Origin of the sequence: Limihaloglobus sulfuriphilus (assembly GCF_001999965.1) — a bacterium.
Lineage (GTDB): Bacteria > Planctomycetota > Phycisphaerae > Sedimentisphaerales > Sedimentisphaeraceae > Limihaloglobus > Limihaloglobus sulfuriphilus.
Genome location: NZ_CP019646.1, coordinates 1,704,472 through 1,725,857 on the forward strand (window position 1 = coordinate 1,704,472; position 21,386 = coordinate 1,725,857).

General features: G+C 41.5%; 17 protein-coding genes. 8 read left to right on the forward strand and 9 right to left on the reverse strand.

Features of this window, described 5'->3' with window-relative positions; genetic code table 11:
* Nucleotides 1–60 precede the first annotated feature (60 nt).
* Nucleotides 61–2,616: an FG-GAP repeat domain-containing protein gene (locus tag SMSP2_RS06580; RefSeq protein ID WP_146683195.1), complete on the reverse strand. Its 2,556-nt coding sequence runs from the start codon at nucleotides 2,614–2,616 to the stop codon at nucleotides 61–63.
* A 111-nt stretch (nucleotides 2,617–2,727) separates the two neighbouring features.
* Nucleotides 2,728–3,657, reverse strand: a complete 930-nt coding sequence (locus SMSP2_RS06585; RefSeq protein ID WP_146683196.1) for a type II secretion system protein — start codon at nucleotides 3,655–3,657, stop codon at nucleotides 2,728–2,730.
* A gap of 171 nt (nucleotides 3,658–3,828) precedes the next feature.
* Here SMSP2_RS06585 and SMSP2_RS06590 point away from each other — a divergent pair, with 171 nt between their 5' ends.
* From SMSP2_RS06590 to SMSP2_RS06615, 6 genes are all read left to right on the forward strand, one after another.
* Nucleotides 3,829–4,827, forward strand: a complete 999-nt coding sequence (locus SMSP2_RS06590) for a LacI family DNA-binding transcriptional regulator (RefSeq protein WP_146683197.1) — start codon at nucleotides 3,829–3,831, stop codon at nucleotides 4,825–4,827.
* Between the two features lie 66 nt (nucleotides 4,828–4,893).
* Entirely contained in the window at nucleotides 4,894–6,558 is a 1,665-nt protein-coding gene (locus tag SMSP2_RS06595; protein ID WP_146683198.1) for a LamG-like jellyroll fold domain-containing protein, read from the forward strand.
* Nucleotides 6,559–6,791: 233 nt separating this feature from the next.
* Complete coding sequence (locus tag SMSP2_RS06600; protein ID WP_186804901.1) at nucleotides 6,792–7,538, forward strand: LamG domain-containing protein; 747 nt, start codon at nucleotides 6,792–6,794, stop codon at nucleotides 7,536–7,538.
* Nucleotides 7,539–7,776: 238 nt separating this feature from the next.
* Entirely contained in the window at nucleotides 7,777–9,798 is a 2,022-nt protein-coding gene (locus SMSP2_RS06605; RefSeq protein ID WP_146683200.1) for a LamG-like jellyroll fold domain-containing protein, read from the forward strand.
* 157 nt (nucleotides 9,799–9,955) lie between these two features.
* On the forward strand, nucleotides 9,956–10,822 hold the full coding sequence (locus SMSP2_RS06610; protein ID WP_146683201.1) for a LamG domain-containing protein: 867 nt from the start codon (nucleotides 9,956–9,958) through the stop codon (nucleotides 10,820–10,822).
* Between the two features lie 105 nt (nucleotides 10,823–10,927).
* Nucleotides 10,928–11,938, forward strand: a complete 1,011-nt coding sequence (locus SMSP2_RS06615) for a dihydrodipicolinate synthase family protein (protein ID WP_146683202.1) — start codon at nucleotides 10,928–10,930, stop codon at nucleotides 11,936–11,938.
* 358 nt (nucleotides 11,939–12,296) lie between these two features.
* On the opposite strand, the gene SMSP2_RS06620 is transcribed toward SMSP2_RS06615, so the two are convergent.
* The gene (locus SMSP2_RS06620) at nucleotides 12,297–12,980 is read right to left on the reverse strand and encodes a DDE-type integrase/transposase/recombinase (protein ID WP_146683203.1); all 684 of its coding nucleotides are present in this window, start codon (nucleotides 12,978–12,980) and stop codon (nucleotides 12,297–12,299) included.
* A gap of 98 nt (nucleotides 12,981–13,078) precedes the next feature.
* Here SMSP2_RS06620 and SMSP2_RS06625 point away from each other — a divergent pair, with 98 nt between their 5' ends.
* Nucleotides 13,079–14,056 carry an IS30 family transposase gene (locus SMSP2_RS06625; RefSeq protein ID WP_146682659.1) on the forward strand — a complete coding sequence of 326 codons (978 nt, stop codon included), beginning with the start codon at nucleotides 13,079–13,081 and terminating at the stop codon, nucleotides 14,054–14,056.
* 11 nt (nucleotides 14,057–14,067) lie between these two features.
* Here SMSP2_RS06625 and SMSP2_RS06630 read toward each other — a convergent pair whose 3' ends face one another.
* The gene (locus SMSP2_RS06630) at nucleotides 14,068–14,622 is read right to left on the reverse strand and encodes a helix-turn-helix domain-containing protein (protein WP_146683204.1); all 555 of its coding nucleotides are present in this window, start codon (nucleotides 14,620–14,622) and stop codon (nucleotides 14,068–14,070) included.
* A 1,446-nt stretch (nucleotides 14,623–16,068) separates the two neighbouring features.
* On the opposite strand from SMSP2_RS06630, the gene SMSP2_RS06635 reads away from it, so the two are divergent.
* Nucleotides 16,069–17,235, forward strand: a complete 1,167-nt coding sequence (locus tag SMSP2_RS06635) for a GntR family transcriptional regulator (RefSeq protein WP_146683205.1) — start codon at nucleotides 16,069–16,071, stop codon at nucleotides 17,233–17,235.
* Nucleotides 17,236–17,325: 90 nt separating this feature from the next.
* Here the strand turns inward: SMSP2_RS06635 and SMSP2_RS06640 are convergent, their stop codons facing one another.
* The 5 genes from SMSP2_RS06640 to SMSP2_RS15105 all read right to left on the reverse strand — a co-directional run bounded on the left by SMSP2_RS06640 (nucleotide 17,326) and on the right by SMSP2_RS15105 (nucleotide 21,336).
* Nucleotides 17,326–17,847 carry a hypothetical protein gene (locus tag SMSP2_RS06640; protein ID WP_146683206.1) on the reverse strand — a complete coding sequence of 174 codons (522 nt, stop codon included), beginning with the start codon at nucleotides 17,845–17,847 and terminating at the stop codon, nucleotides 17,326–17,328.
* A gap of 26 nt (nucleotides 17,848–17,873) precedes the next feature.
* A complete protein-coding gene (locus tag SMSP2_RS06645) occupies nucleotides 17,874–18,620 on the reverse strand; it encodes an integrase core domain-containing protein (RefSeq protein WP_146683207.1) in 747 nt (248 codons plus the stop codon).
* Between the two features lie 99 nt (nucleotides 18,621–18,719).
* A complete protein-coding gene (locus tag SMSP2_RS06650) occupies nucleotides 18,720–18,989 on the reverse strand; it encodes a hypothetical protein (protein WP_146683208.1) in 270 nt (89 codons plus the stop codon).
* 138 nt (nucleotides 18,990–19,127) lie between these two features.
* Nucleotides 19,128–20,147, reverse strand: coding sequence for a glycoside hydrolase family 32 protein (locus SMSP2_RS06655; protein WP_186804902.1), 1,020 nt, complete (start codon nucleotides 20,145–20,147; stop codon nucleotides 19,128–19,130).
* A complete protein-coding gene (locus tag SMSP2_RS15105) occupies nucleotides 20,116–21,336 on the reverse strand; it encodes a DUF4980 domain-containing protein (protein WP_146683210.1) in 1,221 nt (406 codons plus the stop codon). The genes SMSP2_RS06655 and SMSP2_RS15105 overlap by 32 nt, the downstream gene beginning before the upstream one ends.
* Between the last annotated feature and the right edge of the window lie 50 nt (nucleotides 21,337–21,386).

Genomic DNA, 21,386 nt, shown 5'->3' on the forward strand with positions numbered 1-21,386 from the left:
GCCCTTGACAACTGCACAATGGCACAGAGCTTAGTCAACGCACCCCACGAGGCCATGAATTCAAATATTAGAAACAGATACTACGACATGATCATTTCTGTCTAATTCAAGGGTGATTTTTTTAGTCGATTCTGCAATGATTAAACTTTCGTTAATGTATTGCTGTATTTTATTGCTTATATTTTTAGGAGTAACGATAGAACCTTCTTTTATTATAATCCGACTATTATCAGAAGGTTTTATTAAGAGGTCACTTGTTTTTAAAATTCCACCATCAACTACTATGCTTGCATTTCTATGGGCAGGGGCGGCTAGGGTGAGATTTTCAGCTACTTCCAATATTTGGTTTGTGCTAATTAGTAACGAAGAATTGTTTTTAATTGAAAGATTTTTACAGTAAGCCTTATCTTTAGTCAAAACTACTGAACAATTCTCCCCAAGAGTAGCATTAGAGCTGCTGTCGGGCGTATTTCGCCACCAGTTTTTATTATTGTGCCATGAATTGTCGACAGAAGTCTTTTGCCACTCGCAATGCGGTGTAATGTTGCTGAGAATCTCTCCAGAAAGAGTTATGTCATTATGGGCATAAAACATTACACGCCCTGTCTCTTCACCAACCAGCAAGTCAAGTTTGCCATCGCCGTTAATATCAGAAGCAACTGGAGAACAGCTGTGTATTAACAGCCTGATTTGCTCGCCTTTGAAGAGAAAGACCTGGGGTTTTTCAAAGATCGGCAGGCCTCTCAGGTCCAGCTTACCACTGTTTTTCAAAAATAGTGGCATAGCCCCCACATTACCAAGAGAGCTTGGGAAGCCCCGTTTTTTGCTTGGTACAGAGCTTTCAAGCATTGTTCCAATTAAAAGGTCTTTATGGCCATCTCCATCCCAGTCGTCAAGCTGGAGCTTGAGCCTGCCGGTGCCGCCGGCGTAGCGATAGTTTGCGTCTATATAATTCTGATCTGTCAGGCGAAGTTTGCCGCCATCCTCAAGGTTATAGTTGTCAATTTTCCAGTACAGATGAACCTGGTCCTGGTCATCGAGCATGATATATGCCATTTTTTCGTTAATTTCACCAACTGCGGGTCTAACCCGCCAAGTACCAAATAATGGCATGCCTTTACAGTAAAGCGGTTGCCCGGAGCTAAGCAAAGGTTCTTTAGCTGTGCCCATGTTAACGTATAGCAGGTGTTCTGCAACGGAGCTTGACAGCAGTATATCTGGCAGGCCATTACCTGTCCAGTCTGCGACTTGCGGGCATGTGTAGCCCCATCTTGCCTCCAATGGTCCTTGTATTGAACCTCGGTAGCCTGGTTGAATTGATATTGCTTTTCCATCCGTCTTAATTTCAACGGGATTTGCAAAGCGGGGAGTTGTTTCTGTCCCGATATTCTTTGAGAATAGGACTTTACCGGGTGAGTTGCCTGCTATTATATCATCTTTGCCATCTCCGTCCCAGTCAACAACATTAATAACAGGTAAAGTTCCAAAGGTTAGATCTGCATTATGCTGTAAAGCAGGGCCCAGCAGCTTATAAACCGGGGTGTCATTCTTGTCAAACTGGCCGGTAAACTGGTAGTAGTAGAACCATCCTTCACAAGATACCAGCAAATCAGAAAGCCCCGTCTTATGGTTTGGGTAGGCTATTGGCGAGGGATTAACCGTTGGGTGGCGAATTGCAATTCCATCAGGGCCCGGTATAAGTGTCATTGGTTCAGGTATAAAGCTGTCTTTGCTGGTATTTCTATAATAACAAAGATTGCCCAATACACTGCCGCTAACGAAGTCTTTTTCCCTGCCGGAACCAAGATTAACAGCAGTGTTGGACCAGCCGTGATTAAGATAGCTTGGCTGTGAGTCCAGTGATATTTTTCTGAAGTTTGTAAAAGGTCCTTTGAGTATGTCATCGGTCGAAACCGCGTAGAGGTAAGCTTTGGGTAGTTCGCCTCGCCATATACCAGCTCCATCATAAGGGTCAAAAACGTTACCGCGGGTGTGCATCCGCACTGCCTGCTCTCCCATATAGTTTCCCGTCGATACTGAAAAGATTAGTTCTGCGGCCTTTTCATTGTGTCTTATGGCAGCAAGGGCTCCGTCCAGTTTGACAGGACTGGTTTGCTTTCCAGTTTTATTAGCAAACTTAATAATTTCCGTTTTTTCAAAAGCCAGGGTATCTCTGTTGAATGTTGTGTAAAGCAGCTCTCCTGGAGCAGTCCAGATGCAATAGACTTTGTTGTTATTATTCTGGAAGAGGTATTTTGGGGTATACTTCTTAGGTATATCATGTTGGACATATATGGGTTGCCCAAAAATAGCTCTGCCGTCGCTGTGGTTTCCCTCAAAGCTGTAATATACAATTTTAATTTTCCAACTGAAGTGTTCGGTGTATTGTATAAAGATGTCAGGTCTGTCAGATTCAGGGTTGGAGTTGACATAGGCTGTGCCGAGCAGTTTATTGCCAAGTCCCGGCCCGCTAAAAGGAGCCGCTTTTCCCCCGGCGGGTAGTGGTTTGCCGCTTTCAAGAGTCAAATTCCTTTTAGAGTCTGCTGCAAAAACTGTAGCAAAAACGGCTGAGATCAATGCCATAAAGACAAAAACTTTGGTAAGTAACCTTCTCATACAATCTTCCTGTCTTGAGTTTGATTTGAATGTGTCTTCGGAGTTCCCAATTTTGGTCGCGTTTAATTTATTAAGTTTTGGCTTGAGTTAGAAAGCGATAGTCATAGCGGTTTACTTATCGCCGATTTGAGTACCTTTGACCCATTCTATGTGCATATCACCCATAGCAGCATTAGTGCCACCACTTTTCCCTTGAGAATGGCTTTTGTAGTTCATAAATGCAACACCAGTGGTAGTTCCATTGACGATAACACCATCAGAGCCCATGAATTCGCCGGCTCCGCAGTAGAAAATCGTAGCATCTGCCATAGAGTTTGCTCTTGACCTGTGAAGGTCTATTTTGGACCAGTTTGCAGGTTTAAGTTTAGTGTAATTTTGTAGTGGACTTGGAATGCCTGCAGAATTTTTAGGTGCTGAGCTGTAGTCCCACCAGTTCAAAACGCCGAATTTCCTTATGCCGTCCGGCGGTGATGAGGTTGTAAGGCCAATTTCATCATTTTTTTTCTTGGGCCAGAGATGGGTAAGATAGGTCTCTGCATAGGTTTCCAATATGTAATTCTTGTAATTTCTGCCGTCGTATTCAATTAAGCCGGATTCTTTCCAGAGTTTGGTGTTATCGAGGTTTTTACCTCTATTGAAGGGGCAAACAAAGAATTTTGGCAGGTATTTCTGGTAATATTGTGAGACTCTTCCTGGGCCCCCAAAGAAAAAAGATCTTTCGTTCCACCCTTCTGGCAGGCCGATGCCAGCATAGTCTTTTAAAGCCATTGACATCATGTAACCCTTTGGAGGGGCATAGTTTGCGGCCCATATATTCAAGACAACGGGAACCTTGGCTTCGTTATCTGTTCTGTAAAGAGTAACAAGTGTTGCAATCTGTTTGCTATTAGCTTTGCAGGTTAGTACTTTGGCAGAGTTCCTGACTTTTGACAATGCGGGCATTAGAATAGCCATAAGAAGTGCTATAATCGATATTACAACTAATAACTCAATAAGAGTGAAACCATACTTTAATTGCGGAAATCTGTTTTTACCGTACATGAAAAACTCCTGAAACCTAATATTTGAATTATTATATTTTTATTTAAAGTTTAATACTGACAGGCGAAATAGTCAAGAATATTCTTGAAATATTTAGGTTTTTTCAAGAATATTTTTCGTTTATCCGTGAATTATTCTTGACACCATGGCAGTTTCTGATAGAATTAGTCTATGTCAATGGTCAAAGTAGCAAAAATGGCAAAAGTTTCTCAGGCAACTGTTTCGCGTGTATTCAACGGCAATCCAACAGTTAGCCGGGAATCTGTCGAAAATGTCAAGAGGGCTGCGGCTCTTCTGGGCTATAAAGCAAAACGCAAGCCTCGTACCAGTACTTCTGGTGTATTAAAGGTTGCAGCTATAAGTCTTGGTAGCGAGGAAATGGCTGCTTTTTTTGGCGGTCACAGCATTTGTATCGAAAAGATTGAACGCGAACTTGCAAAAAACAACGTCGAACTCTTACGATTTAACGTTACCGATGTAGCTTCAATACCTGCAGTGATATTATCTGGGGAAGTTTCAGGTTTGATACTAACCGGCTACACTCTTGACTTTGAAGTTCTTGAAAAGCTTGAAAGCTTTCCCAAAGTCTGGCTAAATTCTCATACCACCAAAGATGGTGATGTGATATTACCAGGTAATGTTGAGATTGGAAAGCTGGCACTTGATTATTTCTTAAAAAGAGGACATAGCAAACTTGGTGTTCTTAATGCGTACCTGGCAAACCCGGCTGTAGTGAGTCGTTGTGAGTACTTCAAACATGCTGCGAGTCTTGCCGGGGTGAAAGTTACAGATTTTATCTATAAAGGGCTAAAATCGCAGAATTGGCAGGAATTTGAGCAAAATGTAGAGGTGCTTGTAAAGGAATTTATTAAATCTGACAACAGACCTACTGCTGTCTTTGTGCCGGTTGATACAGAGGTTGCACTTGTGTATCGTTTTTTTACCAAGTATGGTATTAAAATTGGTAAGGGTGGGGTAGAAATTCTCGGGTGTGATAATGATACTGCAACCCGCGTAGCTCTGTACCCCAGACCTTCTACCATTGATATTGGGACCGAAATACTTATCCGTCAGGCAGTACAATTGCTGCTCTGGCGTATTGAGTCTCCTAATGTTGACAGGAATATTAGTATTGTCGTAGAGCCAAAATTGATTTTAGGTGAAGTTTAAATATAATTTGGATCCATATCCATAATTCTTTAAAATGTTGTTGTTTATTTTAACAAGGATGTTCTCATGAATAAAAAATTTTTGTTGGTAATTGTAATGACGTCTCTGGGATTTGCTCTCACAACTGACGCTACGACACTTGCTTATTGGAAATTTGAGGAAGGCCAGGGGCAAACTATTGCAAATGAGATTGCCGGCGGCAACAGTCTCGTGAGAGGTATAGATATCAATGATACTAACGACCCGGCGTGGGCCGATGGTATTGTTGATGATTATGCCTTGAACTATGCTGACGGTCAGTGGTGCAGCTTTGCCGAAGCTGATGGTGCTGAAACTCTCAGTAGTCAAATGCTCGCTTCGAGTTTTACGGTCGAGGCATACTTTAACATGGACTCATTGCCTGAGAACGGTTATGCAGAAGGTTATCATGTGGTCGGCCTTTTCAATAGACAAGCTAATTCCGATGGCTACTGTGGTGGTTGGGCCAACTATGCTATACGTTTAAGAACTGCAGATGATGGTGCTACATATGCTGAGGGTTACTTTACCAACGTTGGCGGTTCATACCCAACCGTTACTTCGGTTGTGCCCCTTAGAGCCGGAAAGGATTATTATGTTGCTTTCTCATTTGATTCTTCTACAGGTACTGTTGCGATACAAGTTGATTCTCGTGTAACATCAAGTACCTGGACTATGGGACCCTATAACGTGTTCGAACATCCATATTTCACCGTTGGAGCGAAATCTCCGGGTAGTATACCAAGTGGTTTTATGAGAGGTACTGTTGATGAGGTAAGGATCAGCGATACAGCCCTAACCAGCGAAGAACTGCTTTATCAAGGGTCTGCATATACCGATACTAATGTGATTGCTTTCTGGCAGTTCGAAGAAGGTGTTGGTCAGTACCCAATAGATGAAACCGGAAAAACAAGTTCAAACTTTATCAGAGGTACAAGTGCCACCGGTTGGATGGACCCTGAATGGGTTGCCGGGATTAACGGAAATCATGCCCTGAGATTTATGAAGCTCGCTGCTCCTGCTAATGGTACGACGCTTTCTTTTATCAACGGCTATACAACTGAACAAGACAGTGCAGCATTGATAGCTTCGAGTTTTACAATTGAGGCTTTTTTTAATATGTCTGCAGTGCCGGCTGCAGGTTACTCAGATGTAAGATATATAGTCTCGTTGTGCGGCAGAGACGGAACGTATGCAAACTACTGGAACTATTCAGTACGTATAAGGACAGTAGAAGGTGTCGGTGATGAGCCGGATCAGACTTTTGTCGAAGGTGTTTCGAGATCTGCTGATGGCAACTGGCCGACCGTTACTTCAAGTGTGCCGCTTGAGATAGGGACTGACTACTACGTTGCTTATAGCTATGACGAAATAACAAATGAGGCAGCGATATGGGTTGATGGCAATAAAGAAACAGTTATTTTCAGCCAGACTCCAATCAGTACTCAATTGACAAATCCAATGTTTACAATCGGCTCGCGAGCTCCTTCAGTGAGTTATTCCGGATTCTTCGAAGGTGTTATTGATGACGTTAGAATCAGTAATATTGTCCAACCTGACAACAATCTGCTTATTCGCAATTGCGGCGGATGGGGCTACAGTCCAATGGATTTCAACAAGGACTGTGTTGTAGATGCGGCCGACCTCTCAACGTTCGCCAGCAGTTGGCTAAATTGTACCGACCCAACAGATCCGTTATTTAATGCTGAGTAATTGGATTTTTGGCTTTAACTGATTTTCGTTAACTTTAATAACTGGAGCAATAAATCATGATTAATAAAATAAAATCAATATTAATTTTCTGTCTTATAGCCTGCAGTGCAGTTACAGTTCAGGCAGCGACACTGGCTTACTGGAACTTCGAAGAAGGCAGCGGTCAGAATCTTACCGATATCAGTGGTAATACCATTCAAGAATTCATTAGAGGAACAAGCGCCTCAGATTGGATGGATCCTGAGTGGACCGAAGGTATCAAAGGCGATCATGCACTGAAGTTTATGAAGCTCGCTGCTCCTGCCAACGGAGGGGTTTGCTCTTTCATTAATGGCTATGACCCTGTATTGTGCAGCAGAGCTCTTGTTGCTACGGGCAGTTTTACAGTAGAAGCTTTCATTAAAATTGATGTAATGCCTGCAGATGGTTATACAGATGCCCGTTATATCGTTTCCCTGTGCGACAACAGTGGTACGTATGCAAGCTACTGGAACTACGCAATAAGGCTCAGAACTGCAGGTACTGACACATTCGTAGAAGGTCTTTCCAGGGCTAAAGACGGCTCATGGCCGACTGTTACTTCAACTGTTGCTCTTTCGACAGGTGTCGAGTATTATGTCGCCTTTTCGTACAATGCCGATACAATGGAAGCTAAGATATGGGTTGATAACAATACTGACACTTCGACCTTTGCTCAGCAACCTATCAGTACTGATCTGACAAGCCCAATGTTTACGATCGGTGCCAGAAGACCTTCTTCAAGCTATTCCGCTTTCTTCGAAGGTGTTATTGATGATGTTAGAGTCAGCGATACTGTTCTTACAACTCAAGAGATGCTTTCCTATGGCTGCGGATCAATAGGATATGATCCAATGGACTTCAATCAAGACTGTAGAGTGGATATGGCAGATTTGGCTGAGTTTGCAAAAATGTGGGGCAATTGTTCGATTCCTTATCTTGAGGGTTGCGATCAGTACTGATATTTAAGAAAGTTTTTAATATAAGCAATTAAGACCGAATGACCAAAATTACTGTCGTTTGCAGTCTTTTGTTGATGGCACCGCCAAAAGTCAGAAAGCACCGAAAACATCTTCGTTTTCAACTGATTAACGTTGTTTATGTTGTCAACTCAGGCTTTTGGCGGTAGCGTCTTTGTTGGATTGCTCTAATGCGTATTAAGGTTCATATTTCTACAGGTCTATAGCTTTCGAGGTGATAATGTTAGAAAGAATTGGTGTGATTTTTTTGCTCCAACTCTGTTTTGCGGGCAGTTCATCGGCTGGAGTTTCTTATGAGTCCCTGATTCTAAGAGATGACCCAGTTTTATGGTGGCGTTTTGATTATCAACGATCGGTTGATGGTTCAGTTGCTTATGATGAAATCAGTAATTACAATAGTTATTATGATGGTAATACTTCTATTGTAACTGGCGGCATTGATGGCGGATGCGGATGGTTTAACGGCAACCTTGCCGGCGTTGAGCTTGGAAGTGAGCTCAGGAGCAGGCTTGATGCTTCTAAAGCAATTACGGTTGAAGCCTGGCTCAGGTGTGCAGACCTTCCGGCAAGTGGGGCAAGGCCAATCTTTGCTACCCGAATTAATGCCGCCTATGCGGGTATGGAAGTTATAATTGTCAATGCAGGCGGTTCCTGTAGAATTCAAGTTGGTGCAAGAAGTACACTTTCGGATTCCTATCAGACGGCCTATGCACCTTTTGACAGTCTGGGGCAGTGGAATCATCTGGTTTGTGTTAGCGACTTTGCCAATGGAAAGGTCATTATATACCTCAATGGCCAAGAGGTAACAGAAACCTCTGTACAATTCGGAAGCAGACTTTATGAAGTTGGCGCTGCGGTAACACAAACCGATCAAATCGCCAGAGACTGTTCTCTGAATAACTTTTATAGGGGATGGCTTGATGAGGTTGCTGTTTATAACAGAGCTCTTAACAGCTTTGAAGTATTAGAACATTACCGTGCTGCAATTGCTGAAGAACCTGCATGTCTTTGGGTTTCTCAAGCTTTTTCAGCTAGCACATATAAAGATGTTTTCTATGGTTCGCCGAGCCTGGCTATATTGCCAGATGGTACCATGATTGCAAGCCATGATTACTTTGGTGACGGTGTTGCCCTGTGGGATCCGACTGAACGCTGGCGGACAGCTATCAGCAAATCCGTAGATGGTGGAAATAACTGGGTGGAGCTTGCTGTCGTTAACCGTATTTACTGGGCAAGTTTGTTTGAGCATAATGGGGATATTTACCTTTTAGGCGTTAATAAACCCTCGGGCAGTATTGTAATATCAAAAAGTTCCGATGAAGGGCTAACGTGGTCGTTGGCTTATAATAACAACACGGGTCTGCTTTTCTCGGGTGGTTTTGACCAAACACCGCCAAACTACACTACAGGCTCCGCAACTATATTAAAGCATAACGGCAGAGTGTATCGTTCGTTTGAAGACAGGGTTTACAATAGCCAGACTATAGGCCAATTTAAGGCTCTTGTTGTTTCTGCAGACCTTAATAGTGATTTGCTAAACTCAAGTAATTGGACGATGAGCAACAAGGTAGAATACAACCTTGCTGATACTCCGCCGGAGTGGGGGGCGACCCTGCCTTGCTGGCTTGAGGGGAGTATGACAGTTGATACCGATGGCCAGTTGTGGCTTGTTGAGCGTTTCAACTCGTATCCTACGACCGATAAAGCAGCACTTTTAAAACTTAGCAGTGATGGCACTGTGTTAGAGTGGGACGTTAATGCCCCTGATGCTGGTTTTATTGATATGCCCGGCGGGATGCACATGTTTACAACCCGCTACGACAGTCAAATAGGCCTGCACCTGGCACTTGTCAACAATAATACTGACTCGTCTGGCGATAAGCCTCAACAGCGAAATACGCTTTCTTTGGTTTCTTCGGAAAATCTCATCCACTGGCGGCACATTGCCACAATACTTCAAGACGACTCGCTCCTTAGTTGGGAAGATTCCGTGGCTCTTGCAGGCTTTCAATATGTTGAATGGCTTTTTGATGGTGATGATATTGTTTTTGTTTCTCGCACAGCTTATGATGGTGCAATGAGTTATCATGATAGCAATCGTATTACATTCCACAGAATTGAAAACTACCAGCGTCTATTCACGAACTGCGGAAACTGGGGTTATGATCCCATGGATTTTAATTTTGATTGTATCGTTAATTTGAAAGATTTTTTTGAGTTCGATTCTCACTGGTTAAATTAATCAGAATAATCAATCGGGATTATTTTAAATATAGCGATTATTCGCAAAAATTTGTTTATGTTTTAGTGTTTTATAATCAAGTGTTTAAGATTGGGTGTGTTACCCAAAATTAATACCGTAAGTTTTTTTAAATTAATTTTTTTGAAAGGAAATTGAAATGAGAAAAGAAACAAAGTTGCTAGTGGTTAGTTGTTTGTTGGTTATTGTATTAAGCAGTGCTGCTTCTTACGCTGCCACACTTGCTTATTGGAAATTTGATGAAGGTGCCGCTGATAGTCAGCTCTTAGCTGATTCAACAGGCAATACCACGAATGAGTTTATACGAGGTACCAGTGCTTCAGGCTTTATGGACCCAACCTGGACAGCAGGGATTAAGGGCGATTCAGCTCTGCATTTTGAGCGTTTATCTGCTTTTCCCAATGGTCAGGTTGCTTCATTTATTAATGGTTATGACCCAGAACTAAACAGTTCAGCGTTAATTTCCTCAAGTTTTACAGTTGAAGCTTTTATTAATATGGACACTCTTCCTGACGAAGGTTATAGTGCTGTTCGGTATGTCGTTTCATTATGTGATCGTTCCGGAACTTATGCCAGTTATTGGAACTATTCCATTCGCATGCGTACTGCAGATGGCAAAACCTATGCCGAGGGCAATTCCAGAGCAGCCGATGGCTCATGGCCTACCGTAACATCAAGCGTTGCCTTAGACGCAGGAGTTAACTATTATCTCGCGTATTCGTATGATGATACCACGGGTGAGGCGACTATTTGGGTTGATGAGCATTCAGATAGTGTCACTTTCACTAGTGCTCCAATAAGTAACGCCTTAGAGCATCCAATGTTTACAATAGGTGCCAGGGCTCCTTCAACAAGTTACTCAGCCTTCTTTGACGGAGTCATTGATGATGTAAGAATAAGTGACACAGCTTTAACTCAGAGTGAGCTCTTAGTACCTGAACCAACTACAGCGGCAATTCTTCTGTTTGGAGGAATTTCATTGTTGCGTAAAAAGAAACAGATTTAACGTTAAATTTTATAGATGCCCTGAAGAAATGATAAATACTTTGGGGCATCTATTGAAAATCATAATGAAACAACCATAAAATATTTATCTGAACTGAACCTCAAAATGATTTATCAAACGCTTAGTGACGGTCTGTATCCTGTAGCACTTACCCCTCTTGACGAAACAAAATCCATTGACTGGAAAGGTCTTGAGCATTTAATTGAGTTTTATTTAAATTCAGGTGCATCGGGTTTGTTTGTCAATTGTGCGTCTAGTGAAGTACAATTTTTTAACAACAGACAAATGTTGGAAATTTCTGCGTTTGTGGTGAGACAAGTAAATTTCAGAAAGCCTGTTTTATCCGGTGCAATATTGCAAGATAAAATTCCAAACCAGGCAAATTTTATCAAAGAGATTATGGACACAGGTGTTGACGTTGCTGTCATTTCCGCCAATCAAATAGCTGCTCTGCATGAGGATGATTCTCTCTGGCAATCAAAAGCGGAAAAGTTGTTACATTTAACAGATGGCGTACCTCTTGGTATATACGAGTGCCCGATACCCTATCATCGTCTTGTATCTACTAAGTTATATGGCTGGCTGGCCAAAACAGGTCGGTTCTCGTTTCACAAGGATACAAGTTGTGATATTTTAAAAATCAAAGAGAAACTGAATATTTCAAGAGATAGTAAACTAAAGTTCTTCAATGCACATATTGATACATTGTTAGATTCGCTTCAAGCAGGCGGAAATGGCTATAGTGGGATAATGTCCAATTTTTGTCCTAAGTTGTGCGCGATTTTGTGTGAGAAATTTAATAGTAACCCAACAATTTCTTTTAGATTACAAAAATATTTATCAAATACAGAAAATCATATCTTAAGTATAAGTAACGCCTATCCTGCCGTCGGAAAACACTTTCTTAGGTGCAGGCAAGTTCCTATTAAACCTTTATGTAAAACCGATCAGCCTGAGTTGAGCAATTATCAGCTGCGTCAATTGTATGAGTTATCTAATGATATAATTTTTCTGGAAAATTTAGATATACTAAATGAGGGACTGCCGTACTTGTCAACCAGCCATGAGACCAGGGTAAAATGGCAAATTTACTCTCATTTACCCTTTCGCAAGTGAATAGAATTCTTGGGTACCTCAGTTTTATGAGACCTGTTGTAGTGTCAAGCAACCGTGGGACCGCCGCAAAACGTCGTAATTAGCTTCATTTAACCTTTCGCAAGTGAATCGAATAACAGATTAGCTCGGTTTAGTGAGACCTGTTGTACTTGTCAACCACTCATGAGACCGCTGAAAAACTCCAGATTTAGCCCTATTTGCTCTTTCACAAGTTTATATAATTTGATAGTTTGACAAAATTTGCAGGACAATTGTAAGCCAATCGGGACAAAATTTAGGCTTAAAAATCGCTCATTTTCTGTGTCAGGACGTACATTACCCACTGTTCATTGGTACTGACCTATGAATTTGAAGAATATCAACCAGCTTTTTTCAGCCGGTAGCCGGTGATTCTGGCCTGGCGGAAATAGCGTATTTCAATCTCGGTTGGCACAGACTTGGCGTCGCGTGGAGGTGCCTCTGGCAAGTTACTGAAAAAGACATCATCAGGGCGATTTCCGTCTAAAGCCATATGCGGCCTCCAGGAATTGTACCAAACCTGGAATTCATTGCATAAACCATGCAGATGGTCGATGCCTCTGATGATAGGAACATGATTGAGCCATTCTGATTTTAGGGTTAAATTTGCTCTTTCAGTTACAGAAATCGAACCTTTCTTTCCGATAGCTCCAAGCCTGTGTTTTATATGGTTGTTATTCTTCAGGCACTCTTCGAAAGCTTCACTTATAAAAGCACTTCCCTGGTCAGATATGATGTGCTTTGGTGAACCATACTTTTCTATGGCTTCTTCAATCGCATTGATTACCCAGCCGGCATTGGGCCCTTCCAGCGGCACTGCAGCCATGATTTTGCGTGAAAAATGATCGATTACAACTACTACATGCACCTCTAATAAGCCCCATTTATAGACAATTGTAGTATCAATTGACCAGACATGGTTTGGGTACCAGGCAGGGATTGAACGGGCTTCGGTTTCATCTTCTGTTTTCTTTGGTTTGGATGCTTTACGTGGCTTTTTTCTCGGTTCCGGCCTGTTAAGAATAGCGGATTCAACTCATAAGTGCAATTAAGTCGCCAAAATTGTGGTGAGCTGGTATACTCTCTCACTGAATTATGGTGACCTCAACGAAAGGAACACTTATGAGAGCGTACAAGCAGCTCACCGAAGACGATCGTATCGAAATATATGCCATGAAGCAAGCAGGAAATCAACAAAAACAAATAGCTGCGGCGTTGGGCGTTTCTCCCAGCACGATCAGCAGGGAACTGGCCCGCAATACAGGTCTGCGGGGCTATCGCCCTAAGCAGGCCCAGCAAAAGGCTTTATATCGACGGATGGCCGCCCGTAAAGCAGTCAAAATGAAGCCGGAGACGATAGAATACATTGAATCCCGCCTCCGGCAGCAACATTCGCCGGAGCAGATCGCAAAACGCATGAAAACCGATCCCCACTGGCAGGGGCCGGCCGTCAGTCATGAGCGGATTTACCAGCACATTTGGCAGGATAAAGCCCGGGGAGAAACCCTGTATACCCATCTGCGGATTGCCGGGACCAAACAAAGAAGAAAACGAAGAAACAGCCGGGACCGGCGTGGAACGATCAAAAACAGGGTTGGTATCGAAAAACGCCCACCGGTTGTAGAGAGAAAAAACCGCATCGGGGACTGGGAAGGCGACACCGTCGTGGGGAAAAACCATCAGGGAGCCCTGGTAACCCTGGTTGACCGCAAAAGCAAGCTGACGCTGATCGGTAAGGTAGATCGTTATACCGCCGAAGCGGTTGAACGGACCATTATCGCCCTGATCGGCACGCTGCCCCGACGAACCTATACACTGACAGTGGACAATGGCAAAGAATTTTCAAACCATGAATCTATTGCCCATAACCTTAAAATTAAGGTCTTCTTTGCCGATCCCTACAGTGCATGGCAGCGGGGCTTGAATGAGAATACCAATGGCTTGATCCGTCAGTATGTACCAAAAGGAAGTGACATCCGAATGCTGACCAATCAGAAGATTGAGCACATAATGAATCGACTGAATAATCGACCCAGAAAATCTCTTGGATTTTTAACCCCAAATGAAGTATTCTATAAGAGGAAAAAACTAACAGGATAACAAAACAGGATTTAACTTAATTGCACTTGGGAGTTGAATCCGCGAATGTTTCTGACAGTCGAGGCTGAGAGAAAAATACCCAGGAGTTTGAGCTGATTGGCAACTCTGAACCTGCCCCACCCTGCATTGGCTTTCGTTATCTGCCAGACCAGAGCAGCCAACTCGGCAGGTGTCATGTTTGCAGGGACAACTGCCTGAGCTTTTTCTTCTATATTCTTGAGCCAGCGATAGAGTGTTGACCTGGCAATTCCAAGATGCTCTTTCACCCTTCGTCTTGGTATCTGAAAGGTTTCCATATAGCAGAGAATAAACAGCTTCTCGCGAATAATATAGCGTTTTTTATTGTTCTGCTTTTTTAGGGCCTTCTGCAATATGGATACCTGCGTCTCCAGCTGAGTAACCTTATCGCGTAGAAAGATGAGTTCTTTATCTTTTTCAGTAATATCCATCCCGGCAAGTCTTTTGAGGCTTCGTTCTCGAACCGTTCCAGAAAACCCTGCAGCAAGAACCGCGGCCTTCACAATCAACCTCACAGCAATGTTGATAATCTCTATTTTTTGGGACATATTGTTTTGCTCATAATGTTAATAATATTGCTAATTCGAAGTCTAATTATAGCATTTTGAGCCAAAACTTCAAACTCGTTTACTTTGTTCATAAGTTATTATGAATAAATGAGATAACATAGTTCCATAGGTGGCCCCATTAGTCATTGACAAGTACAGGTGGTCTCATTCGGCCTTGACAACTACAGCGGGTCCTACACCGGCTTAATAAATAGAAAATCTCCAATAACCTTACAAACGGAATTGCTTAAATACATATTTATAAAGATTATCTTTGACAAAATCATTATATTAAGATAGTATACATTATGATTTATGTTTTGATTTGGAAATGACTTCTATAAATTACAGAAGATGCCCTTTACTTAATATCAATATTCTCATCGCTATATTAAGGCCACAGCGATGGGAAAAAGATGATGGAAAAATGTGTCAAAAAAGTTAGAAATCAGCATACATCATGTGTAGAGTATGCATTTTATTTTGTGATCACGAAAAGTTAAATTTATGTAAAATACTGTTAAAAACACATAGCAAAAACTAATTTAGGTTTTGATTTCTTGCTTTAAACTTGTTTTAGAGTTTCTCTAAAAACGAACAGTAACTATTGTAAACGTTAGTGCTATGATTATAATACGCTCTTTAATAATTGAATCACAGTAGAATCTAATTATACGGATTATACGGAATTTGTAAATATGAACGAAGCAGGACTTTTTTGACTGGCACGAACGTTTTGATGATCTTAATAATCCAGTTCGTGAAGAAACGATTTTTTCTACGTTCTGATAGATTTATCTGCAAAAACGGCTTTTCTGCATAAAAGTTAACAAAAGCATTGTAAGGGCCTCAAAGCTGCGTAACATTTGTGATGATAATAAACAGATCAAAGAAGGTTATACTCCCGAAACCTGAAGGAGAACAGAAACTACAGAACGATACCGATACCAGGCAGTAAAAAACAGTTAGAAGAATTATGTTTACAAGAATCATATTCAGATAGATGTTTAGACCAAACTCATCCGTACCTATGATTTAACGATGCGGCAACTCATAAAAATCAGGTTTTGAGAAAGTTATCAAACGTAAGAATCAAGGTATCCATCCTAGTTCTAAAAACTCGCAGCCGGATTGAACACATCTTTCATGCCCAGGCCTAACGAGCGGGTAATCTGATCTTGCGACCTATTGGAACGGACAGAGAAGAAACGAAGTCGGGTTTCGAAGCCTGGCCTTTAATATAGACAGGTACAGCACGTTTATGCCAACATTACAGCCGGAAATGCTTCTGCAGGGCTAAAAGCCTGTCCAGCACCGGCATTCAGGTACGAAATGTGCTTCGATAATAAGCTGAATAATAAGTTTTTTTACTGTGTGCAAGATTTTACAAAATAACGTTAACTTAAATATTTGCCTCTGAAAGCATATTTTTAGAGGCTCCCTTTAATGAGATTAAAAATGAGTATTCAATCCAAAAATAATTTGGCCTATGTTATGACTTACAAAAATGTCTTAGCTGACATTAAGCGTAATCGTCTTACCCCGGGGGCAAGGTTAATTCCTATTACTGAGCTGGCTAAAAAATATGACGTATCTTATATGACAGCACAACGTGCTATAAAAATGCTGCAAGACGAAGGTGTTCTTGAAGCTAAAAAAGGCAGTGGAATTTTTATCAAAAATTTAGATAACAAGAATGAAAATGGTAGCAAAGGCAACGGTTTTTCATATTCACCGAATAATATAACGAGTAATATTCAAGACAAGTCTGCCGTCAAGAGCATTAGTATAGTTCTACCTTTTTGGCTTTCATGGCATGGAAAAGCCGCCGTTTACTCAACAGTAAGAGGATTCATGGAAATCAGCCAAAAACAGGGCTGGAAAACTGACTTAATTACCAAGGACGGAAATTTTGTTGATCTGAAATTTTCTCAGAAAATAATAGACAGGGATGTTGATGGATTGTTGTGGATTGCTCCTAATCCTTGGGACATAACAAATATTGTAAGACTGATTGACAAAGGCATTGAGGTGATACCTACAGGCAGAGGTTTCCCGGACATTCCTCTGGACGCTGTAGAAATTGATTTATTGGATCTGGGGTCTCAAATTGTTAACTTTTGTATTTCTAAAGAACACGATAAAATTCTAATATTGTCAGGAAATATCGAAGAACCATTTTTAGACACAATATCTGCAACAATAGTCAAAGGAATAAAAAATGAATTGCAAACCAGAAATATAAACCTGTCAGATAATGTAGTGTGCCAGGCCTGCATGCCTCCTGAAGATCTGAAACATGCCAAACTGGCTATAGAAGAGCACGCAGATGCTAATGCCATAATTTGTATGAGCGAAACGATTTTTCCTGCTATTGAAGATTTAGATAAAAGGAATTTTTACAAAGACCCTTCCTCTATTGTGATAATAAATTGTACCGGCGAACACGGCCATAATCCAGATTATGTGGGCAGAATCCCAGTTGTTAAAATTAGTCGACCATATGAAGACATTGGCCGTGCTGCGGGGCTAAGGCTCTTAAATAAGTGGCAGGGGGAAAAACCCAATGGTTTAGATTTAAAGGCTAAAATGATTATACCAGATTCTCTATAGAATCTTCCGGAACGAACTGCTTCTTTTTCTTCTGAGCCTAACCCATTTTCGCTAATCTTCCGATAACTTATATAAATAATCACGGCTGTATTAAAAACTTATTTCTATCATTTCCATTGTTTCTAAACAAGGAATTTCAAACTCCATTTCTGGACCAACCATTACATAATGGATTTCTTTTGAATCGGAGACCTTTCTGCAGATTTTTGGGGTTTTGCCTTGGGAAAGATTTATTGAAATCTTTAAATCAAAAACAGGTATATTAGGTAAATCATGCTGATAGTTGACTAAACACAGAAGAAATGTTTTTTCTTCCATACTTTCTAACAAGGTAATCTCAACATTTGCCGGCGCGTTTGTTTTGATTGAAGAATTAATATACTTTTTGAATAATGCTTCGCCGAAGAACTGCTGTGTATTATTTTGCAGAGCAAGTAAAGCAGAATATATATATATACATTTTCCCTTACCATAATCATTTATTGTCATTCCTGGATGTTTTTTCAAAGGGCCAGGGGGATTGCTGTGAATCGAAGCATAATTATCTGAATCACGTGCTATCCAAAAACTCATATCTCCGCGTGCTGTCCAAAAACTCATAGCTCCGCCCATTATTACCTGTCAAGGCCGCAAAAAAATCAAGCAGCCCTTCTGTAACTTTTTAAAAGCCCACCGAGGAAATCTTTTCTTGCTACCATAGCGTGCTTAAAACTTATCTTACTGCCGCCCTTCGACTTTTTATTATACTCATCTGGAATTTTGTTATTGATCCCCTGGTGCGGACGGTGACTGTTGAAATATGCTGTATAACAATTCAATACGTGTTGAAGATGACTCAAACCAAATATAAGCAGATGATCCAAACAACCTCTTTTGCAACTGAGCACATACCTTTCCGAATGAGAATTTGCGTTAGGTGCCTGGTAAGGCGTCTTAACCGTATCTACGCCGGATGACTTTAATATCATATCCATATCATCAGGATACAAAACATCATTATCTCGAAGAAAGAAACGCGGTTCAATCCCCAAATCTTCGCACTCCCAGAGCACGTGGCGCGTTTGCTGTTTGAGCCAGTCGTTTGTTGGAGAAAAAGTCGCATTTGTGAACACAACTCTCCTGGTTTGAAGATGAAGCACAAAGAAAACATAAGCCGTTCTCAAACCTCGAAATGTCCACACTTCCTTTTGAAACATATCAGCACACAAAAAGACTCCTTCATGCCTGGATAGAAACTCACGCCATGGCAAACCTTTCCGCTCTGGTGACGGCGGCAGTCCATTACGTATCAGGATGTTCGCTACACTCGTTTTCGATATTTCTATTTCCAGTTTTTTGAGCTCTCCCTGAATACGTTTATAGCCCCACTCGTTTTCACGGGCCATCCTGCAGACTATCTGTTCGATATCAACATCGATACGAGGCCTTCCGGGCTTTCTTTTCCTTCGATCTGAATAATCCCACTTCTGCTTCTCAAGTCTCCTCTACCAGGCAAGAATCGTTTTGGGCTTGACAATACTTACCACCTGCTCCATCAGGTCCCTGCCCAATGCCAAAGCCGCCTCAACCAAGCTTCGCCGTTCATCATCATTAAAAATAATCCGTTTCTTGATTTTAGATTTGAGAATCTTGTTTTCCAAGCGAAGATACTCGTTCTGAAGTGTCAATTCCCTGCACAATAAACGCGTGATCGTAGCTATTACCGGAATTGTAAGCCATTTCTTAGATATAGTTGTGTTATTAAAATCTTCCATGAAAAAATAATAACATAAAACGTTGACTGTTCAATAATTAAATGATATAATATCAGCATAATTCAAGAGAGCTATGAATATTTTTACCACACGCCATAAAATCTCAAAAACCCTTACAAACGGAATTGCTCCGCATCGTTATTTATCATCCCGAGCAATCATTTTTTTCCAAATTGATTTCAACTCAACAATTTCCAAATATTTCAGCCGTGTATTTCCTCCACGGCTGATAACCTTGAATACCGGCTCTTTATCAACAAGATAAGTGCCCATCGGGAAATAGTAGCGGCCGCCATTGACAAAAACTTCAACCATTGTTCTGTCGACGAGGATTTCAAAAGACACATTTCCATCTGTTGAATTTAGAGGAGCAGTATATGGATTGGAAAAATGTCCTGGCCCGATATCGTTTTCAGGTCCTGTGCAAATAACCTGCCGGGTCTTAGCATCGTATTTAATCTCGTATTCCCTGCAAATCAAAGCGAATGATTCGGCATTATCCACCTTAAAATGAGCATTTATACGAAACAATTCACCTTTAATTCCGGATAATGACTTAACACCGTTAATTGTTTCATTTTTCCAGGAATGTTTTTTCTGATGGAGGTTGTGAATTTCTTCAACCGGCACTGCAAACATCCGAATACCATCTGTCGTGGTTTTCAAACTCAGTTCTATCGGAAATGTAACCATCTGATTATAAGGCATTCCCGGCATAGGAACCCGGCCCCAGCCCATCATTATGCGCCGGCCGTCTTCTGAGGGAATATTGTTAAAGGCCTGAGACGCGTAGAAGGCATTGCCATAGTTAAATTTAAGGCTTTTTGTTTCAGGCTTAAACTCCTTACCGTCGAACGAACCTATCAGGTAATCTGCAGCTGCTCCATAGATCACCCATTTCTTATTGTCTTCGTCACCGTCAACAGGAAGTTCAAATAACTCGGGACATTCGTGGAAACATTTAAAGCGGCTGGTATGGGTCCATTTTTTCAGATCAGTAGATGTAAAGAAATCCATGTCGTTTTCTTCAACATAAAGGACCATGACCCACTTTTTCGTTGGTTCGTGCCAGATGACCCTCGGGTCGCGGTTACTACCCCGAATATGACCGATTACGGGATTGCCTTCATATTTTAGTAAAGGTTCTGCCTCTGTCATTACTGTAAGCAATGGCTTGCGTAAAAGGCTTTCCTTTAGACCAGAGATTACGTCCGCCTGCATAGGTATAGAAGCATACGATCACATCTTCATCACCTGTTTTAAACCCTGCTGAATTGTGCTTATCAACAACAGCACTTCCCGAGAATATGGTCCCAAGACCATCCGGAGGTATCGCATCAGCAAGCTCTTGCCAGTGGATCATGTCTTTGCTGACAGCATGACCCCAAGTCATATTGCCCCACGGCCAGCCATAGGGATTGTGCTGATAAAACAGATGATATTCACCGTCATAGTAAACCATACCGTTCGTATCGTTATTCCAGCCCCTGCGTGAGGTAAAATGAACCTGCGGACGAAGCTTCTCTTTATAAAGGTTATCTTCACCGGGAAATGTATCAGCCTGAAAAATCTTATCAAAACCGGTTTTTCCTACTGGATCATCCATGTCGATTTTAATTGTCGCGTTTTTGCCGTGAAACTCGCTGATATCCAGAAAAACCCAATAATCGATTGTTTTATTTGATATTGAAATATCGAATTGACGAACTCTTTTACCGTCGATAATTATATCGATGTATCTTTTAGGGGCTGAGTTATCAACAGGTAGGTTCAAATATTTCTTTGTCAGATTGAACTCTCTTGTCTTTTCTACATACTGCCTCTTTTTATTGCTTTGATAAATATGATCGACATTAATGTGCCCCCAACCGCTGGTGTGCTGGTCAACAATCTCTATTTGAGCAGCCTTGCCAATAAAATTCTTCACGTCCCAATTTTCCCAATCCAGCCCCTCAGAACCGCCGGGGCTATCGTTGGGGCCTGTAGCAGTCCTTACAACCTGACCATCAACTTTCAGATTGATACAGGTTTTGCCGGGATGTTTGCCGCCACCGATTAGAAAATTTATATAATCTCGCTTGATTTCAAAAGACGGGGAAACAAGCCTGCCGATGGTTCCATCGCCGTGATAGAACGAATTGACAAGCCCCTGGCCTTCATATCCAAAAACCTCAAGTTGGTTGGGCAAAGTCCCTTTAGCCGGGCCTTTTCCAAAGGCCTGTCCCTCAACTTTCCATCTATCATAATCCTCACCTTCAAAATCGGCAATTAAAATGTCATTTTCAGCCTTTGCATAATTGGCAAAAACAGTACATATAGTACACAATACAAAAATTTGCTTTTTCATGATTAACTCATTATCTATACAATCTTAAAAATACTCAAATCAATAGCTGA

What these genes read in the sequence shown, in the direction of transcription:
- SMSP2_RS06580 (WP_146683195.1), bottom strand. Translation starts at nt 2,616, where the DNA reads ATGAGAAGGTTACTTACCAAAGTTTTTGTCTTTATGGCATTGATCTCA.
- SMSP2_RS06585 (WP_146683196.1), bottom strand. Translation starts at nt 3,657, where the DNA reads ATGTACGGTAAAAACAGATTTCCGCAATTAAAGTATGGTTTCACTCTT.
- SMSP2_RS06590 (WP_146683197.1), top strand. Translation starts at nt 3,829, where the DNA reads ATGTCAATGGTCAAAGTAGCAAAAATGGCAAAAGTTTCTCAGGCAACT.
- SMSP2_RS06595 (WP_146683198.1), top strand. Translation starts at nt 4,894, where the DNA reads ATGAATAAAAAATTTTTGTTGGTAATTGTAATGACGTCTCTGGGATTT.
- SMSP2_RS06600 (WP_186804901.1), top strand. Translation starts at nt 6,792, where the DNA reads ATGGATCCTGAGTGGACCGAAGGTATCAAAGGCGATCATGCACTGAAG.
- SMSP2_RS06605 (WP_146683200.1), top strand. Translation starts at nt 7,777, where the DNA reads ATGTTAGAAAGAATTGGTGTGATTTTTTTGCTCCAACTCTGTTTTGCG.
- SMSP2_RS06610 (WP_146683201.1), top strand. Translation starts at nt 9,956, where the DNA reads ATGAGAAAAGAAACAAAGTTGCTAGTGGTTAGTTGTTTGTTGGTTATT.
- SMSP2_RS06615 (WP_146683202.1), top strand. Translation starts at nt 10,928, where the DNA reads ATGATTTATCAAACGCTTAGTGACGGTCTGTATCCTGTAGCACTTACC.
- SMSP2_RS06625 (WP_146682659.1), top strand. Translation starts at nt 13,079, where the DNA reads ATGAGAGCGTACAAGCAGCTCACCGAAGACGATCGTATCGAAATATAT.
- SMSP2_RS06630 (WP_146683204.1), bottom strand. Translation starts at nt 14,622, where the DNA reads ATGTCCCAAAAAATAGAGATTATCAACATTGCTGTGAGGTTGATTGTG.
- SMSP2_RS06635 (WP_146683205.1), top strand. Translation starts at nt 16,069, where the DNA reads ATGAGATTAAAAATGAGTATTCAATCCAAAAATAATTTGGCCTATGTT.
- SMSP2_RS06640 (WP_146683206.1), bottom strand. Translation starts at nt 17,847, where the DNA reads ATGGGCGGAGCTATGAGTTTTTGGACAGCACGCGGAGATATGAGTTTT.
- SMSP2_RS06645 (WP_146683207.1), bottom strand. Translation starts at nt 18,620, where the DNA reads ATGGCCCGTGAAAACGAGTGGGGCTATAAACGTATTCAGGGAGAGCTC.
- SMSP2_RS06650 (WP_146683208.1), bottom strand. Translation starts at nt 18,989, where the DNA reads ATGGAAGATTTTAATAACACAACTATATCTAAGAAATGGCTTACAATT.
- SMSP2_RS06655 (WP_186804902.1), bottom strand. Translation starts at nt 20,147, where the DNA reads ATGACAGAGGCAGAACCTTTACTAAAATATGAAGGCAATCCCGTAATC.
- SMSP2_RS15105 (WP_146683210.1), bottom strand. Translation starts at nt 21,336, where the DNA reads ATGAAAAAGCAAATTTTTGTATTGTGTACTATATGTACTGTTTTTGCC.